Source organism: Pseudomonas rhodesiae (assembly GCF_007858255.1).
In the GTDB taxonomy this organism is placed as follows: Bacteria; Pseudomonadota; Gammaproteobacteria; order Pseudomonadales; family Pseudomonadaceae; genus Aquipseudomonas; species Aquipseudomonas rhodesiae.
Genome location: NZ_VFEU01000001.1, coordinates 1 through 17,776 on the forward strand (window position 1 = coordinate 1; position 17,776 = coordinate 17,776).

16 protein-coding genes are annotated in these 17,776 nt (G+C 62.1%); 3 read left to right on the plus strand and 13 right to left on the minus strand.

Going from position 1 to position 17,776, the window contains the following annotated elements; genetic code table 11:
* Positions 1-484: 484 nt before the first annotated feature.
* From FIV35_RS00005 to FIV35_RS00060, 12 genes are all read right to left on the minus strand, one after another.
* On the minus strand, positions 485-1,117 hold the full coding sequence (locus tag FIV35_RS00005; protein WP_034095334.1) for a class I SAM-dependent methyltransferase: 633 nt from the start codon (positions 1,115-1,117) through the stop codon (positions 485-487).
* Between the two features lie 39 nt (positions 1,118-1,156).
* Positions 1,157-1,801 carry a methionine ABC transporter permease gene (locus FIV35_RS00010; RefSeq protein WP_034136471.1) on the minus strand — a complete coding sequence of 215 codons (645 nt, stop codon included), beginning with the start codon at positions 1,799-1,801 and terminating at the stop codon, positions 1,157-1,159.
* The gene (locus FIV35_RS00015; RefSeq protein WP_034136472.1) at positions 1,791-2,906 is read right to left on the minus strand and encodes a methionine ABC transporter ATP-binding protein; all 1,116 of its coding nucleotides are present in this window, start codon (positions 2,904-2,906) and stop codon (positions 1,791-1,793) included. The genes FIV35_RS00010 and FIV35_RS00015 overlap by 11 nt, the downstream gene beginning before the upstream one ends.
* Before the next feature lie 2 nt (positions 2,907-2,908).
* A complete protein-coding gene (locus tag FIV35_RS00020; protein WP_034095337.1) occupies positions 2,909-3,718 on the minus strand; it encodes a MetQ/NlpA family ABC transporter substrate-binding protein in 810 nt (269 codons plus the stop codon).
* Positions 3,719-3,793: 75 nt separating this feature from the next.
* On the minus strand, positions 3,794-5,146 hold the full coding sequence (locus FIV35_RS00025) for an LLM class flavin-dependent oxidoreductase (RefSeq protein WP_034136473.1): 1,353 nt from the start codon (positions 5,144-5,146) through the stop codon (positions 3,794-3,796).
* A complete protein-coding gene (locus FIV35_RS00030) occupies positions 5,146-6,339 on the minus strand; it encodes an SfnB family sulfur acquisition oxidoreductase (protein WP_034136474.1) in 1,194 nt (397 codons plus the stop codon). The genes FIV35_RS00025 and FIV35_RS00030 overlap by 1 nt, the downstream gene beginning before the upstream one ends.
* 24 nt (positions 6,340-6,363) lie before the next feature.
* On the minus strand, positions 6,364-7,605 hold the full coding sequence (locus FIV35_RS00035) for an SfnB family sulfur acquisition oxidoreductase (protein WP_034136475.1): 1,242 nt from the start codon (positions 7,603-7,605) through the stop codon (positions 6,364-6,366).
* A 186-nt stretch (positions 7,606-7,791) separates the two neighbouring features.
* Positions 7,792-8,553, minus strand: coding sequence for a hypothetical protein (locus tag FIV35_RS00040; protein WP_034136476.1), 762 nt, complete (start codon positions 8,551-8,553; stop codon positions 7,792-7,794).
* Positions 8,554-8,870: 317 nt separating this feature from the next.
* Entirely contained in the window at positions 8,871-9,617 is a 747-nt protein-coding gene (tcyN, locus tag FIV35_RS00045; protein ID WP_034136477.1) for an L-cystine ABC transporter ATP-binding protein TcyN, read from the minus strand.
* A 3-nt stretch (positions 9,618-9,620) separates the two neighbouring features.
* Positions 9,621-10,286, minus strand: a complete 666-nt coding sequence (gene tcyL, locus FIV35_RS00050) for a cystine ABC transporter permease (RefSeq protein ID WP_034111309.1) — start codon at positions 10,284-10,286, stop codon at positions 9,621-9,623.
* Positions 10,286-11,080: a cystine ABC transporter substrate-binding protein gene (tcyJ, locus tag FIV35_RS00055; protein ID WP_034136478.1), complete on the minus strand. Its 795-nt coding sequence runs from the start codon at positions 11,078-11,080 to the stop codon at positions 10,286-10,288. Before tcyJ ends, tcyL begins: the two co-directional genes overlap by 1 nt.
* A 275-nt stretch (positions 11,081-11,355) precedes the next feature.
* Positions 11,356-12,351, minus strand: coding sequence for a D-cysteine desulfhydrase (locus FIV35_RS00060; protein WP_034136479.1), 996 nt, complete (start codon positions 12,349-12,351; stop codon positions 11,356-11,358).
* A gap of 166 nt (positions 12,352-12,517) precedes the next feature.
* Between FIV35_RS00060 and epsC the strand changes: the two genes are divergently transcribed.
* The 3 genes from epsC to mgrA all read left to right on the plus strand — a co-directional run bounded on the left by epsC (position 12,518) and on the right by mgrA (position 16,919).
* Entirely contained in the window at positions 12,518-13,444 is a 927-nt protein-coding gene (gene epsC, locus FIV35_RS00065; RefSeq protein WP_034095345.1) for a serine O-acetyltransferase EpsC, read from the plus strand.
* 336 nt (positions 13,445-13,780) lie between these two features.
* Entirely contained in the window at positions 13,781-15,742 is a 1,962-nt protein-coding gene (betT, locus tag FIV35_RS00070; RefSeq protein WP_170245397.1) for a choline transporter BetT, read from the plus strand.
* 139 nt (positions 15,743-15,881) lie between these two features.
* A complete protein-coding gene (gene mgrA, locus FIV35_RS00075) occupies positions 15,882-16,919 on the plus strand; it encodes an L-glyceraldehyde 3-phosphate reductase (RefSeq protein ID WP_034111313.1) in 1,038 nt (345 codons plus the stop codon).
* A 62-nt stretch (positions 16,920-16,981) separates the two neighbouring features.
* On the opposite strand, the gene FIV35_RS00080 is transcribed toward mgrA, so the two are convergent.
* Complete coding sequence (locus FIV35_RS00080) at positions 16,982-17,725, minus strand: hypothetical protein (RefSeq protein ID WP_052198895.1); 744 nt, start codon at positions 17,723-17,725, stop codon at positions 16,982-16,984.
* Positions 17,726-17,776: the final 51 nt, after the last annotated feature.

Below are 17,776 nucleotides of genomic sequence, written 5' to 3' on the forward strand. Positions count from 1 at the left end.
TCGACCCAGGGGAAGGCCGAATATGGGTGATCCAGGTCTTCAATTCGTCGCGGTTCAGGGCGTTCCAGGCTGGGTGATTGATAGGGCACTGGAAGCGACGCGGCGGGTAGACCGCCCGAGATCGAATTGTTCTCGGGGCCAAGGGGGGTGTCGGACATGATGAATCTCCTGGCTGGGAGCGCGCTCAGGACTGGCGCGTTGTGCAAGGAGAATCAAACCCCCATCCGGATGGGGTGGGTAACTGTCAGAATTGACAGTGGCGACGAATGGCAGCCGTTGGCGTCCCGTTGATGTGATTCAGCAACATCACACTTTCCCTTAAAAATTTTTTCACGCTGCGGGTGGGTGCAACGCCGGTGGTGTATCAGGTGCAGTAAATGTGGGAGGGGGCTTGCCCCCGATAGCGGTGTATCAGTATCAGATGTACTGACTGACCCACTGTCATCGGGGGCAAGCCCCTCCCACATGGGTATGTATTGCCAAGCTATTGGTGAGGTTTGCGCCAGACGCTGGCCAGCCACGGCTGTTGTTCGCGAGGCAATCCGGCAGGGCGGTAGTAATGCTCCAGCTCCACGAACCCTGCGCTGGTCAGCAACGTCTGCCACGCCTCCAGGTCGTGATACGACCCGTAGCGCGGCCCGTTCCAGCCTTCCTGGTTGTCGCCGCGCGGGTTGGAGCTGAACAGCACGCCCCCCGGTTTCAGCGCGGCATGCAGCTGTTTGAGCACCCGGGGCAATTCCTGTTTGGGGATATGAAACAGCACCGCATTGGCGAAGATGCCGTCGAAGCGCGCGGCGGGCAGTTGCAGCTTGAGGAAGTCTTGTTGCAACACTTCGCAGCCGCTGTCCTCGCGCGCCATCTGCGCGAAACGCTCGGAGCCGTCGAGCCCTACGGCGATGTGGCCCAGGCGCGTAAACGTCTGTAGATCGCGGCCAGGCCCGCAGCCAAAATCCAACACGGTAAACGGCGGCGCGCCCTGGATATGCCGCAGCAAGGCGTCGATGTTCTGGCTCACATCGTGGTCGCGGGTGCCTTCGCGAAAGTCCTCGGCCACCTTGTTGTAGTGGCCGAGGGTGGTGGAGGTGATCTGGTCGAGGTCGTCGGGTTTGAGGGTCATGGCGAGCGATACCGGGCACTGAAAGGTCCCGACTATACCTCACCGTTTGTTCAACACCCGCGCCAGGCGATCGCCGCTCACCTGAATCAGCACCACCAACGCCACCAGCAGCACGATCACCGTGAGCATGATCTGCGTATCGAAACGCTGGTAACCGTAGCGGTAGGCAATGTCCCCCAACCCGCCGGCACCGATTGCGCCGGCCATGGCCGAGGAGTTGATCATGGTCACCAGGGTGATGGTGAAACCGCCGACAATCCCCGGCAACGCTTCGGGCAACAGCACATGCCAAATGATGTGCCAGCGCCGGCAGCCCATGGCCTGGGCGGCTTCGATCAGGCCGTGGTCGACTTCGCGCAGGCTCACCTCGGCGATCCGGGCAAAGAACGGCGTGGCAGCGATGGTCAGCGGCACCACTGCGGCCCACACGCCGTAGGTGGTGCCGACGATCAGCCGCGTGAACGGGATCAGCGCCACCATCAGGATCAAAAACGGAATCGAGCGGAACAGATTGACGAACGCCCCCAGCGCCCGGTTCAACGCCGGCGCCTGGAAGATGCCGCCCTTGTCGCTGGTGACCAGGAACACCGCCAGCGGGATGCCCACCAGCAACGCGATCAACGATGACACGCCGACCATCAGCAGGGTGTCGAGGGCGCCCTGTACTAAACGATCAAACCACATAACCGAGCACCTCCACCTGTTGTGCAAAGCGCCCGGCGCGTTGGCGCAAGGCGTCGGCGCCGTGGGCCGAACCACTCACCGCCAGCAGCAATTGCCCCAGGGCGTGACCTTGGATGCGCTCCACCCCGCCGTGCAGCAAACGCACGCGCCCGCCCAGAGCGCTGAATAGCGCGGCCAGGTCCGGCTCGTCGGCGGCGCTGCCGGTGAACTGCACGCGCAGTACCACCGCCGCCTCGGCAGAGGTCGGCTGGTCCTGCAAGCGCGCTTGCAGCTCCGGCGGCAAACCTTGTTGCAGCGGTGCCAGCAGGGTTTTGCTGACCTCATGCTGCGGATCGCCGAACACCTGCCACACCGGGCCTTGCTCGACGATGCGCCCATGCTCCAGCACCACCACGCGGTCGCAGATTTCGCGGATCACCGCCATCTCATGGGTGATCAGCACGATAGTCAGGCCCAGGCGCCGGTTGATCTCGCGCAGCAGGCCAAGGATCGACTGGGTGGTTTCCGGGTCGAGGGCCGAGGTGGCCTCGTCGCACAGCAGGATTTGCGGGTCGTGCACCAGCGCGCGGGCGATGCCCACCCGTTGTTTCTGCCCGCCGGAGAGCTGCGCCGGGTAAGCCTGATGCTTGTCCTTGAGCCCCACCAATTCCAGCAGCTCGCGCACCTTCTGCTCGCGCTGCAGCTTGGGCACGCCGGCTACCTTGAGCGGCAGCTCGACGTTCTGCCATACGGTCTTGGCCGACATCAGGTTGAAGTGCTGGAAGATCATGCCGATGCGCCGCCGCAGCGCCACCAGGTGGTCTTCGTCGAAGTCGCCGATGTCCACCTGATCGATCAGCACGCGCCCGCTGCTGGGTTGTTCAAGCCGGTTGATGGTGCGGATCAACGATGACTTACCGGCGCCGCTGCGGCCGATAATGCCGAACACTTCACCACGCTGGATCGCCAGGTCGATGCCTTGCAGCGCATGCACGCTGCCGTCGTAGGTCTTACCCAGGTTGATAAAGCGCACATGGGCGCGGTTCAGGTGCGGATGCAGCTCGGTCTGCTCGGCGTCCCTGGGCGGTAAACCCAGGTCGCGCAAATGTGCGTGGGCGACGGTCATGTTCAGCCCTCCCAACCGACTTGGTAGAGCTTGCCGAGGGATTTATCCAGCGCGGCGCGCACCACCGGCGAGTGCTGGTAGATGTCGACGAACTTGATCACTCGTGGGTCGGTTTTGCTGTTGGGCTGAACCACAAACTGGATCACGTATTCGGGATGGTCGAGGCCGTCGAACAGCAGCGCCGACTCGGCATCGAAGGTCTTGGACAAGCGGATATAGGCCGGGTAGCCCTGCACCAGGTCCGCATCGTCATAGGCGCGTACCAGTTGCACGGCTTCCACTTGCAGGATCTTGATGTGTTTCGGGTTGGCGACGATGTCTTCTTCGGTGGCCTTGTAACCCACCCCCGGCTTGAGGGTGATCAAGCCCGCCTTGGCCAGCAATTGCAGGCCGCGACCGCTGTTGATCGGGTCGTTGGCAATCGCCACGCTGGCGCCTTGGGGCAGGTCGGCGAAGCTTTTATATTTTTTCGAATACAACCCGACGTTGTTGATGATGCCCGGCGCATACGGCACCAGGTCAAACCCGGCGGCGGCCTTGGCGTTTTCCAGGAACGGGATGTGCTGGAAGTAATTCACATCGATGTCGCCCGCCGCCAGGCTGACATTCGGTGCGATCCAGTCGGTGAACTCCACCAGCTCGACCTTCAAGCCTTGCTTGCCGGCTTCGGCCACGGCGGCCTCCAGCGGAATCGCAAAGGCTGCCGTGGTGCCGACTTTCAGCGGTGCGTCGGCGGCGAACACCGTCGAGCTGAACAGCCCGAAGGCCAGGGCCAGTGCTTTGACTGGGTTATTGATCAGGGTCTTTTTCATAGTGGTTTCCAGTCATCAGGGATCAGGGCAAACAAGGCAGTTGTACGGTGGGAGGTGCCCTCCCAGATCTTTTGATCAGTGGCGGTACGTAGAGCCGGTGTGTTGGTCGGGTAGGCGGGCGCTGGCGTGAAAGACTTTTTCACGCAGGGTGCCTTGCTCATATTCAGTCTTGTACGACCCGCGCCGCTGCAACTCCGGCACCACCAGGTCGATGAAGTCCACGTAGCTTTCCGGGGTCACGATGCGCGTGAGGTTGAAGCCATCCAGCCCGGTTTCGTTGATCCACGACTCCAGCTCATCGGCCACCTGTTGGGGCGAGCCCACCAGGGTGATGTAGCGCCCGCCCAGGGCGTGCTGGTCTAGCAATTTGCGGCGGGTCCAGTCGTTGTTTTGCAGGGTTTTGGTGGCCGATTGAATGGCGTTGCTCTTCACGTACTGGATCGGTTCGTCCAGTTCGTACTGGGAAAAGTCGATGCCGGTGGAGGCCGAAAAGTGCGCCACACCCGCTTCCGCGCTGGCGTAGCTCAGGTACTCGGCGTGTTTCTCCCAGGCCAGGGCTTCGGTGGCGCCGACGATCACATTGATGCCCATAAACACCTTGATGTCCTCGGGGTTGCGCCCGGCCTTGAGCGCGCTGGCGCGCACTTTGTCCACCTGCACCTTGGTCGCGGCTTTGTTCTGCCCGCTGATAAACACGCACTCGGCGTGTTGCCCGGCGAAGGCCAAGCCGCGCTCGGAACTGCCGGCCTGAAACAACACCGGTGTGCGTTGCGGCGACGGCTCGCACAGGTGATAACCCTCCACCTGATAGAACTCGCCGCGATGCTCGACCTTATGCACCTTGCCCGGTTGCGCGTAGACCCGTTGCTGCGGGTCGTTGAGCACTGCGTCGTCTTCCCAACTGCCCTCCCACAGTTTGTAGAGCACCTGCAGATACTCATCGGCCTGGTCGTAGCGGCGGTCATGCTCGACTTGTTCGGTCAGGCCCATGGCCTTGGCGGCGCTGTCCAGGTAGCCGGTGACGATGTTCCAGCCCACTCGGCCTTCGCTCAGGTGATCGAGGGTGGACATGCGCCGGGCGAACAGATACGGCGGCTCGTAGGTGAGGTTAGCGGTGAGGCCGAACCCCAGATGGCGGGTGACCGCGGCCATCGCCGAGATCAGCAGCAACGGGTCGTTGACCGGCAGTTGAATCGACTCCTTGAGCGGCACCTCGACCGATTGCTGGTAAACGTCATACACGCCGACGATATCGGCGATGAACAAACCATCGAACAATCCGCGCTCCAGGGTCTGCGCGAGATCGGTCCAGTAGGCCAGGGTTTTGTACTGGGTCGAGGTGTCCCGAGGATGGGTCCACAGGCCGTGGTTGATGTGCCCGATGCAGTTCATGTTGAAGGCATTGAGCAGGATTTTCTTTTTGCCCATCAGATCGTCCCCCGCAGTGGCGGGTTGGCGTCGTTGAGGTAGTAATTGCCCACCGCGTGATACTTCCAGCGCACCGGGTCGTGCAGGGTGTGTACGCGTGCGTTGCGCCAGTGCCGATCCAGGCCGTGTTCAGCCAGGGTCGCCTGGCTGCCGGCCAGCTCGAACAAAGTGCTGCCGGCGGCCAGGGAAATCTCGGTGCTCAAGGCGCGCGCTTCGGCCACCGCAATCGAGGCGGCCGCGACGTGTTCGGCGCTGCTGTCGGCCTGGGCGCGGTCGAGGTATTCGCCGGCGCGCTCCAACAAGGCTTCGGTGGCATGCAGACGCACGCTCAGGTGGCCGAAGCTTTTCAGGGTCAGCGGGTCTTCGCTGGCTTTGTCGCTGGTGGCGTCGATCCACGGCCGGGTTTTGGTGCGCACAAAGTGCAGCGCGTCTTCAAAGGCGGCGCGAGCGATGCCGGTGTCGATGGCGGCATGGAGGATCTGCGCCAGCGGGCCCACGGTGGTCGGGCGCTCGAAGGCGCTCTGGAACGGCACCACGTCCTGCGCCGCGACCCACACGTTATCGAACACCACCGAACCACTGCCGGTGGTGCGCTGGCCGAAGCCGCTCCAGTCGTCGATCACGTTCAGGCCCTGGCTGTCGCGGGGCACAAAGGCCAGTTGCTGCACGCCGTGTTCGTCCACCACCGAGGTGGGGATGCGTTGGGCGTAGAGCGCGCCGGTGGCGTAGAACTTGCGCCCGTTGATGCGAAAACCATCGCCGTCGCGGGTCAGCGCCGTCACGCGGTCGTGGGCGGTTTTAGTGCCCAGCTCCGCCAGTGCATTGCCGAAACGCTGGCCGGCGAGTACCTCGGCGTACAGGCGCTGCTGCTGGGCGGTGCTGCCATTTACGCGCAGCACCTCCAGGGCATAGAAATGGTTCTGCGGGATCTGGCCCAGGGAGGCGTCGGCCTGGGCGATCAGCGCGATGACCTTGGCCAGGGTCACGTTGGACACGCCGGCACCGCCGAAGGCTTTGGGCACGCTGATACCCCACAGCCCGGAGCGCGAGAACACATCCAGTTCAGGCCACGGCAGACGGCGCTCGCGGTCGCGCTGGGCGCTGTCGCGACGAAAGTCTTCGGCCAGGTCGCTGGCCACCACAAGGGCATGTTCGTCGCTGGTGATCACCGCGACGTTGGTCGAGAAAGGCATAGAGGTCTCCAGACGTCCGCTCGGTTAAATCCAGGAGTGTCGGGCGGGCAAGGTGCCGTTGAGGCGATACGCGCCCACCGCGTGATACTTCCAGCGCACCGGGTCGTGCAGGGTGTGCACGCGGGCGTTGCGCCAGTGGCGGTCGAGGTTGAATTCGGCGAGGGTGGCGCGGCTGCCGGCCAGTTCGAAGAGCTTTTCGCTGACCAGCAGCGACACTTCGGTGGTCAGCACCTTGGCCTCGGCCACGGCAATCGACGCGCGCGCCGCCGACTGCGCAGTGATCGGCGCGGCGCTGACCTGGTCGAGTACCTGGCCGGCCTTGCGCAGCAGGGCTTCGGCAGCGTGCAGTTCGATGGTCAGCTTGCCGATATCGGCGATCACGTACGGGTCATCACTGGCGCGTTCGACCTTGGCGTCGATCCACGGGCGCGAGCGCTCACGCACGAAGGCGATGGTGTCTTGCAGCGCACCGCGGGCAATGCCGGCGTCAATGGCGGCCTGGATCAATTGCGAGACCGCGCCCTGGATGTTCGGGCTTTGGCCGAGGCGCCAGTTGTCCACCACCAGGTCGGCGTCCACCGGGACGTGATCGAGCAACACGGTGCCGCTGGCGGTGGTGCGTTGGCCGAACCCGGACCAGTCATCCACGATGCGCAGCCCTTGGGTGCCACGGCGCACGAAGGCCATGACTTGTTTGCCGTCGTCGTTGAGCGCCTTGATCGCAACCCAATGGGCAAACAGTGCGCCGGTGGAGTAGAACTTCTGGCCGCTGACCACATAACCGTCGCCTTGGGCGGTGAGGCGCGCCTTGAGTTCCAGGGTGTTTTTAGTCCCGCGTTCAGGGCCGCCGTTGCCGATGCGCCAACCGTCGAGCACGCTCTGGAACAGCTGCTCTTTCTGGCGCTCGGTGGCGGTGTCCTGCAACAGATGCAGGATGCCGAAGTGGTTCTGCGGGATCTGCCCCAACGCGGGGTCGGCCGCGCTGATGATCGCGAACACCTCGGCCAGGGTGGCGAAGGACACCTGCGGGCCGCCGTACTCGCGGGGAATAGAAATGCTGCCCAGCCCACTGCGGGTGAACTGTTCGATTTGCGCCCAAGGCAGTTTGCGTTGCTGGTCGCGCGTGGCGGCTTGCAGGCGCGCGGCCTGGGCCAGCTCATGGGCGGCGTCGAGCGCCTCTGCGTCGTTGCGCAGCACCACGGCCGGCAACAGCAAAGGCGCGACGTCCAGCTGAGTGACTGGGGGTGTAAGAGCCAAGTTAGACATCAGCGCCGCTCCTTGGCTGCACGCAATGCCCTGGCGTTGCGCACCGGGGTAATTCTGACCATACCGACCTCGCATTCAATGAAATTAAAAACAAAAATTCAGAGATGTCCGGTGGTCCGGTGCATATACCCTAAGCTTGTTAAATATTTAAATAAACTAACTTTTAGGAATATGCATAGAAGGCGATCAGCCCGGTTCGCACGGGGAGCCGAGCGGTCTGGGGCGATAGGGCGTCACGGCCCGGGTCGGCCGTGACGACGTCGACGCCGCGATGCGCACCGTGCGTGACGGCGCCCAGTGCGAGGTGTTACCAACGCGATCCAGAATGCAGTACGTCACCTCCAGCCGGCAGTCGTCGCCCGCCTCCGCGATCACCGTCGCCGGCACCCAAACCTGCACGGCCAGGCCGATGCCGCGAGCCTGGATCTTCGGCAGATCCATGCGCACATCGCCCCAGCGCAGGGTGATGGCGTCGCCGGTAGTCATGTTCAGGTAGGGCTCAATGGTCAGCGGCACACCACGGCGTACCTGGCGACTGTTGACGCCGTAGCGGCGAATGGTCTCGGGCAGGCCGACGGGGGCCAGGTTCTGGTTTTCGTCGCTGTACAGCGCCGGGGGCTGGCCGCCTGGGGCGTTGGTCTTGACGCGCACCTGGGTCACGGCCGAGCGCGCCGGGCCGTGGCCCACCTGCATAACCTGGTAATACACCTGCGCCAGGCCGTCTTGCACAAAACTCTCCGGCACCCGCAGGTGCGTAGGCGTGCCGACCTTGCACGCCGTGATCCGCCGCGAGGCGGCAAAGCAACGGTTCCAGAACAATTCGATCAGGTCGCCTTCGTCCATGCCGAGGTACGGCGCAATGGCAACCTGCAACTGGGTGGCCGCCCGAGCGTTGATGCCATATCGGTTGGCCTGGGGCAGCGTTGGGGCGGTGAGCGTGGGCGTCATAAGTCATCTCCTTGATGCAGCCAGCAGCAATCGTTCCGGCCCCTTGGCGCGGGTGCGCAGGGGGGGCTGAAAGGCACGATTCAGTGAATAGCCGGGATAGGATCCAATCCTCTGAGGCCTAGATAAGAGGGTTGGCCAAGGAGCGTCAATGGCGGCAAAAGGCTAAACGGCGGGTTTGCGGATATTCAGAAGGGTCTGACTGGGAGGGGGATTTCAGGCGGCGCGAGGCGGTGCGTTTTATGCGGCTCGATGGGGCGTTGCTGTAGGAACGCGGGGTATGGCGAGGGCGCAGGCACCCTCGCCACAAACAGGCAGGCTCAGTGAGCGAGAAACTTGCTCAGGAACTGCCGTGTGCGTTCTTCCTTGGGGTTGGCGAACAGCGCCTTGGCTTCGCCTTGCTCCACGATCACGCCCTTGTCGAAGAAGATCACGCGGTTGGCCACATCCCGGGCAAAGCTCATTTCGTGGGTGACGATGACCATGGTGCGCTTCTCTTCGGCCAGGCTACGGATGGTCGCCAGTACTTCGCCGACCAGCTCCGGGTCCAGCGCCGAGGTGGGTTCGTCGAACAGAATCACCTCCGGCTCCATGGCCAGCGCACGGGCAATCGCCACGCGCTGTTGCTGGCCGCCGGACAGGCGCCGTGGGTAGGCGTCTTCTTTGCCCGCCAACCCGACCCGAGCCAGCAGCTTGCGGCCCAGAGCCACCGCAGCCTCATGGGGCATCTTTTTGACCACGGTCGGGCCTTCGATGACGTTTTCCAGCGCGGTGCGATGCGGGAACAGGTTGAAGCTCTGGAACACAAAACCCACATGCTGGCGCAGACGACGTATCAGGCCTTGCTGTTGGTTGATTGGGCGGCTGCCGTCGATCTCGATATCGCCCACCTTGATGCGTCCGCTGGTGGGCGTTTCGAGAAAGTTGAGGCAGCGCAGGAAGGTGGTTTTGCCGGAACCGCTGGGGCCGATGATGGCGATGACTTCGCCTTCCTTGACCTCCAGGTCGATGCCGGCGAGCACCACCTGACCGTTGAATTGTTTGGTCAGTTTTTCAACCACGATCATGCTTCAAGACTCCAGGTCATGCCGGTTGACCCGGTCTTCCAGGCGATTCTGAAAATGCGCCAGGATGCTGGCCAGGATCCAATAGATCAGCGCAGCGCTGAGGTACATGGTGAAAATTTCGAAGGTGCGCGCCGACACCAATTGCGCCTGGCGAAACAGCTCGGGGACCTGAATGGTGGCGGCCAGCGCCGTGTCCTTGACCAGCGAAATAAAACTGTTGCCCAACGGTGGCAGCGCTGTGCGCATGGCCTGCGGCAGGATGGCCCGGCGCAGGGTCTGCGCGCGGGTCATGCCGATACTGGCCGCTGCTTCCCACTGGCCGCGCTCGATTGAGCCGATGGCGGCACGCAGGATTTCACAGGCGTAAGCGGCCATGTTCAGCGAGAAGCCGATCAATGCCGCCGGAATCGGGTCCAGCTCGATGCCTACTTGTGGCAAGCCGTAGTAGATCAAAAACAGCTGCACCAGCAACGGCGTGCCGCGAAAAAACGACACATAGATCCGAGCAATCCCACGCACCGGCAAGAAGCGCGACAAGCGCATCAAGGCTAGGCCAAAGCCCAGCAGCAAACCGAAGAACATGCCGCCCAGGCTGAGGATCACCGTGTAGTACGCGCCCTTGAGCAGAAAGGGCGCGGAATCCAGTGCGAGTTGGAAACTTGCTTCCATTATTGAGTGACGTCAGCGTTGAAGTACTTCTCGGACAGCTTCTTCAAGGTGCCGTCGGCGCGCAGTTTGTCGAGGGCCTTGTTCACGGCGTCCAGCAGTTCAGGCTCGCCTTTGCGCAAGGCAATACCCGATTCCTGGCGCGAGAATGCTTCGCCGGCAGCGGCGGTGTCCGGAGCCTTCTTGGCATATTCCAGCGCGGCCAGGCGGTCGATCAGGATCGCGTCGATGCGGCCGATACGCAGGTCCTGGAACTTGGTCGGGTCGTCGTTATAAGTCTTGATGATGGCTTTGGGCTGGTTGTCCTTGAGCCATTGTTCGTAGTTGGTGCCCAGGCCCACGCCGACTTTCTTGCCGGCCAGGTCATCGGCGGTCTTGATGCTATCCACATTCTTTTTCAGAACCAGCGCCTGAATCCCGGAAACGGTGTAGGGCTTGGAAAAATCGTACTTTTTCTTGCGCTCTTCGGAGATGGTGACCTGGTTGACCACCGCGTCCAGGCGTTTGGATTCCAGCGCGGCGAGGATGCCGTCCCATGGCGTGGCTTGCAGCTTGACCTTTACGCCCAGCTCTTTGGCCAGGGCTTCGGACAGCTCCACCTCGAAGCCACTGAGCTTGCCGCTTTCATCTTGGAAGCTGAACGGTGGATAGGTACCTTCCAGGCCGATTTTGATCTCGCCGGCCTTCTTGATATTGGCCAATTGTTCGCCGGCCACAGCCTGACCCAACCAACCGGCACCGAGTGCCAGACCCAGCGTGCCAACCAGTAACGTGCGACGCAATGCAGAAATAGACATGAAGAGCCCCTGTGTTTTTATGGTGAGCGAAGCAGGTGACGCAGTAGGCGTATCCTGCCTTAAAGCGCGAAGCGCGTCTTCGCCTGCGGCGCGACTATAAAGCCGGTTTTTAAGACTTGAAAATAATATAAATTCAAAATCATATTCTTTTTTAGAATATAAACTGTTTCTAATGTGGGAGGGGGCTTGCCCCCGATAGCTATAGTCCAGCCAGCGCATCTCTGACTGATAGGCCGCCATCGGGGCAAGCCCCCTTCCACTTTTAACCGGTTAACTCAGTTGAACACCGCGTCATAGGCAAACAGCGCCGGCGCGCCGCCGGTGTGCAGGAAGATAATCGGCCCGTCCTCAAAGCGCTGACGCCCGATACCGTCGAGCAAACCCGCCATGGCTTTGCCGGTGTAGACCGGGTCGAGCAACAGACCTTCCTGGCTGGCCAATAGTTTGATCGCGGCCAATGTGCCGGCATTCGGCTCGCCGTAGCGCGGCGCAAAGTACTCATCCCACAGGATCACCTTGAACGCCTCGGGCAAGCCCACGCCCAGCAGCTCGGCGGTGCGCTCGGCCAGGCCCTGGACTTTCGGGAACTGTGCCTCTTCGGTACGCGATACGGTGACGCCGATGACGGGCAATTGCGGCAGTACCTCACTCAAGGCCAGCGCCAGACCGCTGTGCGTACCGGCACTGCCGGAGGCCAGCACCACGGCGGCGAAGTCGATGCCGCTGTCTTCGATCTGCGCGGCCAGCTCCAGCCCGGCGCGCACGTAGCCCAGGGCGCCCAATGCATTGGAGCCACCGATGGGCACCAGGTACGGCGTCTTGCCGTTGCTGCGCAGCCGGTCGGCGACGGCGTTGAGCTGCTCGTCGACGTGATCGAGGTTTTCCACCAATTCCACCTTGGCGTCGAACAACTCCAGCAGCAGGCGGTTGCCGTTGCCCAGGTAGTTCGGATCGTCGGTGCCGGTAGGATTTTCCAACAGGGCGACGCAACCCAGGCCGAGCTTGGCGGCGAGGGCGGCGGTCTGGCGCACATGGTTGGACTGGATCGCGCCGGCGGTCACCAGGGTGTCGGCGCCTTGGGCGATGGCATCGGCGGCCAGGTATTCGAGCTTGCGCAGCTTATTGCCGCCCATGGCCAGCGGGGTGGTGTCGTCGCGCTTGACGTAGATATCCCGGCCCAGCCACGCCGATAGCCGTTCGAGTTTTTCCAGCGCGGTGGCACCGCCCAGCAGTTCCAGGCGGTCAAAACGGTCGAGCTGTTGTTTGATCATGGTTAAACACGGTGGCGAAGTAATGGGCCGACTATAGGCAGGCACTTTTCATCGGGCAACCGTCAATCGCTTATGTCCGATGGTTATGAGCATCGCACCATTGGTTCTTAATGTCGGTCGGTGCGCTTGCCGTAAAGTGATGGCCATTTTGTCAGGAGTGAAAACCGTGAGTGAGCGTTCCAGCCATTGGCAATTGCAGACCATCGTCAGCCAACTGCGCGGCGCCCGCGATCAGTGGCGCTCCCGCAATGGCCGCCTGAGCGGCGAGCATGGTGGGCGCGAGTTGCCCTCGCGCCAGGCCGTGGCGCAGATTCTTGAGTCGCTGTGCGGGGCGCTGTTCCCCATGCGCCTGGGCCCGGCGGACCTGCGTGAAGAAAGCGAGGATTTTTACGTCGGCCACACCCTCGATGTGGCCCTCAATGCCCTGCTCGCCCAGGCACGCTTGGAACTGCGCTACGCCGCGCGCCAGGGCGGTGAGGATGACAGTGATATCGACGCCCACGCCATCCGCCTAATCCAGGATTTCGCTCTGGCGCTCCCAGCCCTGCGCAGCCTGCTGGACACCGACGTGCTGGCTGCCTATCACGGCGACCCGGCCGCGCGCAGTGTGGATGAAGTGCTGCTGTGCTACCCGGGGATCCTGGCGGTGATTCACCATCGCCTGGCGCACCATTTGTACCGCGCCGGTTTGCCGTTGCTGGCACGCATCAGCGCGGAAATCGCCCATTCGGCCACCGGCATCGATATCCACCCCGGCGCGCAGATCGGCCCGAGTTTCTTTATCGACCACGGTACGGGCGTGGTGATCGGCGAGACCGCGATCATCGGCGAGCGCGTGCGCATCTACCAGGCGGTGACCCTGGGCGCCAAGCGTTTCCCGGCCGATGAAGATGGGCAGCTGCAGAAAGGCCACCCGCGCCATCCGATCGTCGAGGATGACGTGGTGATCTACGCCGGGGCGACGATTCTGGGGCGCATCACCATCGGCAAGGGCTCGACCATCGGCGGCAATGTGTGGCTGACCCGCAATGTGCCGGCGGGGGCGAATATCACTCAAGCGAATCTGCAGCATGATGATGGGGCGCAGAAGTAGAGAACCTGCACGGGTCACCTGTGGGAGGAGGCTCGCCACAAGTGACCTGTCAGCCACCGATACACTGACTGTATTCCACACCGGGGCGGTATTTCCGTGAGCAGTCGCTGAACGATTTCCTTTGCTCAGCCGTCATACCGCTCAGCCCTGCGATTAGTCCAAAACCACCTATTCATGTTTAACTTGAACGTTCGTTCAAGTTAAACCGGTGGTTCGCTGCCCGCTCACAACAGGAGGCTTACCTTTGCTGAGTCTGTTTTTCCCAGCCACATTTCACGTCCCAGGGGTGCATCGCTCATGAGTGCATCGTCCACCCCTTCCAGCGGCCTGGTGCGCATGAATGCGCCCATTTTCTACTTTGCCGCCACGGTTATTCTGCTGTTCGGCTTGACCGTTATCGCCATCCCACAACAGGCCGGTGCCTGGCTGCTGGCGGCGCAAAACTGGGCGGCCAATACGGTCGGCTGGTACTACATGCTGGCGATGACCCTGTATCTGGTCTTCGTGGTGGTCACCGCGTTATCGGGCTACGGCAAGATAAAACTCGGTGCCGACCACGACGAGCCCGAATTCAGTTACTTGTCCTGGGCCGGCATGCTGTTCGCCGCCGGCATCAGCATCACGCTGTTTTTCTTCTGCGTCTCGGAGCCGCTGACGCACCTGGTGCAACCGCCCCAAGGCGCGCCGATGAACGCCGACGCCGCACGCCAGGCCATGCAGGTGCTGTTTTTGCACTGGGGCCTGCATGGCTGGGGTGTGTTCGCCTTTGTCGGCATGGCCCTGGCCTATTTCGCCTACCGGCATAACCTGCCGCTGGCGTTGCGTTCGGCGCTGTACCCGCTGATCGGCAAACGCATCAACGGCCCCATCGGTTATGCGGTGGATGGCTTTGGCATCATCGCCACGGTGTTCGGCCTGGGGGCCGACATGGGCTTCGGCGTGCTGCACCTCAACTCCGGTCTGGACTACCTGTTCGGCATCGCCCACACCCAGTGGATCCAGGTCGGGTTGATCACCCTGATGATGGGCGCTGCGATCTTGGTGGCCGTGGCCGGCGTGGACAAGGGCGTGCGGGTGATGTCCGACATCAACATGCTGCTGGCCTGCGCGCTGCTGCTGTTCGTGTTGTTCGCCGGGCCTACCCAGCACTTGCTCAACACTCTGATCCAGAACATCGGCGACTACCTCGGCGCCTTGCCGACCAAGAGTTTCGACGTCTACGCCTACAACAAACCCAGCGACTGGCTGGGCGGCTGGACGGTGTTCTACTGGGCTTGGTGGATCGCATGGTCGCCGTTCGTGGGTCTGTTTATCGCGCGGATTTCCCGCGGCCGCACCATCCGTGAATTCGTATTCGGCGTGCTGCTGATCCCGCTCGGCTTCACCCTGGCGTGGATGTCGATCTTCGGCAACAGCGCCATCGACCAAGTGCTCAACCACGGCATGGCGGCGCTCGGCCAATCGGCCATCGATAATCCATCGATGAGCCTTTACCTGTTGCTGGAAACCTACCCTTGGAGCAAGGCCGTCATCGCTGTCACGGTGTTTATCAGCTTTGTGTTCTTCGTGACGTCGGCCGACTCCGGCACTGTGGTGCTGTCGACCCTGTCGTCCAAGGGTGGCAACGCCGACGAAGACGGGCCGAAATGGCTGCGGGTGTTCTGGGGCGCGATGACGGCGCTGGTGACCAGCGCATTGTTGTTCGCCGGCAGTATCGATTCGCTCAAGTCGGCGGTGGTGCTGACCTCGTTGCCGTTCTCGCTGATTCTGCTGCTGATGATGTGGGGGCTGCACAAGGCGTTCTACATGGAATCGCAAAAGCAGATCGCCCAGTTGCACTCGCTGGCGCCGATCTCTGCGTCACGCAAGGGCCGTGGCGGCTGGCGTCAACGCTTGAGCCAGGCGGTGCACTTTCCATCGCGTGACGAGGTGTACCGTTTCCTCGAATCGACCGTGCGCCCAGCCATCGAAGAAGTGACCGCGGTGTTTGTCGAGAAGGGCCTGAACGTCGTCACCCAGCCGGACCCGGCCAACGACAGCGTCAGCCTGGAAATCGGCCACGGCGAGGAGCGCCCGTTTGTCTATCAAGTGCAGATGCGCGGCTACTTCACGCCGTCGTTTGCCCTGGGCGGCATGGGCAAGAAAGCTATCAATAACCGCCGCTATTACCGGGCGGAAGTGCATCTGAGCGAGGGCAGCCAGGATTACGACTTGGTGGGCTACACCAAGGAGCAGATCATCAACGACATCCTCGACCAGTACGAGCGCCACCTGCAGTTCCTGCATCTGGTGCGCTAGAGAAGAGGCGTGCGTGTTCCTCTCGGGTAGGACTTTGCTGTAAAACAGCAATGGCGAAGTTAAGCGATTCAGCTGGTTAAAGGGCCTGGGAATAGTCTTGTTCCCGGGCCTTATTTGCCGCCGTCCAAGAGAGGATTCGATGACTTATATTGCTGCCGAAAACCGCTATGAATCTATCCCGTACCGTCGCGTAGGCCACAGTGGCCTGGTGCTGCCGGCACTGTCCCTGGGGCTGTGGCACAACTTTGGCGACAGCACGCCGATCGCCACCCAGCGCGCGCTGTTACGCACTGCGTTCGACCTGGGGATCAACCACTTCGACCTGGCCAACAACTACGGCCCACCCTACGGCAGCGCCGAGATCAACTTCGGCCGTTTGCTGCGCGAAGACTTCAAGCACTATCGCGACGAACTGATCATCTCCAGCAAGGCTGGCTGGGACATGTGGCCCGGCCCGTATGGCCAGGGCGGCGGCTCGCGCAAATACGTGCTGGCCAGCCTGGACCAGAGCCTGCAACGCCTGGGCGTGGATTACGTGGACATCTTCTACTCCCACCGCTTCGACCCCGACACGCCCCTGGAAGAAACCGCCAGCGCCCTGGCCACTGCCGTGCAACAGGGCAAGGCGTTGTACATCGGCATTTCGTCCTACTCCGGCGCCAAAACCCGCGAGATGGCCGCGCTGCTCAAGGAATGGAAAGTACCGTTGCTGATCCACCAGCCGGCCTACAACCTGCTCAACCGCTGGGTGGAAAAAGACCTGCTGGACACCACCGAAGCGCTTGGCACCGGCGTGATCGCCTTCACGCCGCTGGCCCAGGGTTTGCTCACCGACAAGTACCTCAACGGCGTGCCGGCCGATGCGCGGGTCAATCGTCCCGGCGGTGGTTCGTTGCAGGCCGGGCACTTGTCTGAAGCCAACCTCGCCCACGTCCGGGCGCTGAACGAGATCGCCCAGCGTCGCGGCCAGAGCCTGGCGCAACTGGCCCTGGCCTGGACCCTGCGCGACCCTCGGGTGACCAGCGCGCTGATCGGTGCGAGTCGGCCAGAGCAGATTGTTGAGAACGTCGGCGCGCTGAACAACTTGTCGTTCAGCGCTGAAGAACTGGCGGAAATCGATCGGTTTGCCCAGGAAGGTGGGATTAACTTGTGGGAAAAGCCGTCACTGGCGCAGTAATGCACGACGCCCTCTCGCCTGGACGGCGAGAGGGCGTTTGATCATCCGGTCAGGCGCGGGCGCTATACCAGCTTGAGGTACATCCCGCGCCAATTCCGGAATGGGGACGTCGAAAACGGTCTTTTTTCACCGTAGAGGTCGATATGCCCATCGACCACGGCCACCGAATGGTTGTAGAAGGAGGCGGTGCCGGTGACTCCTTTGTCCAGATCGCGAAAATGAGTCCAGCGCGTTTTGCCTAACAGGCCCAGGCGCTTAAAGCCATCCCGGTCTCCTTCACCGTCGTTGAGCGTGCCCATGGCGGCTTCGAAGCTTCGCTTAGCCCGGCCCTCGTGGTTTTTCATCTGCGCGCGCTTGGCACTGGCGGCATATAAAAACACCGCATCCGCCAATACGTCGGGGTCGTCGCCATAAAAAGCCGAACCGGTCTTCGCCTGTTTTATTTCGTCATGGGTCAGGCTCAGCTTGAACGTGTCACGCATGACAATATCGAAGCCGGTGGGTGTTTCGGTCACAGACTTGTAGATGCCACGGGGGTTGTGACCGTATTTCATCATCGCCGCTTTTATAGCCGAAACAGTGACGCAATTCCCCTGCCTGCCTTGCGTGAAAGCAGTCCAGATATTCTTGGGCTTGATGCCAGCGGCGGTTTTGGACATGGGCATGTAGCCCGTGTCGAACCGGTTGACCTGTGTCGCCGTATTGTCATACGCGCCAGGACCCGCGGTGCCGGTGTGCTCAATCGCAGGGGGGACGAGGTTCGAATAAGGTTGGGCATAGCTGCCCACGAGTGCTGATAAGTTCATGCAATGCGCCTTGATGCTTGGAAAACCGCCTGTGTTACAGCCAACGAGCAA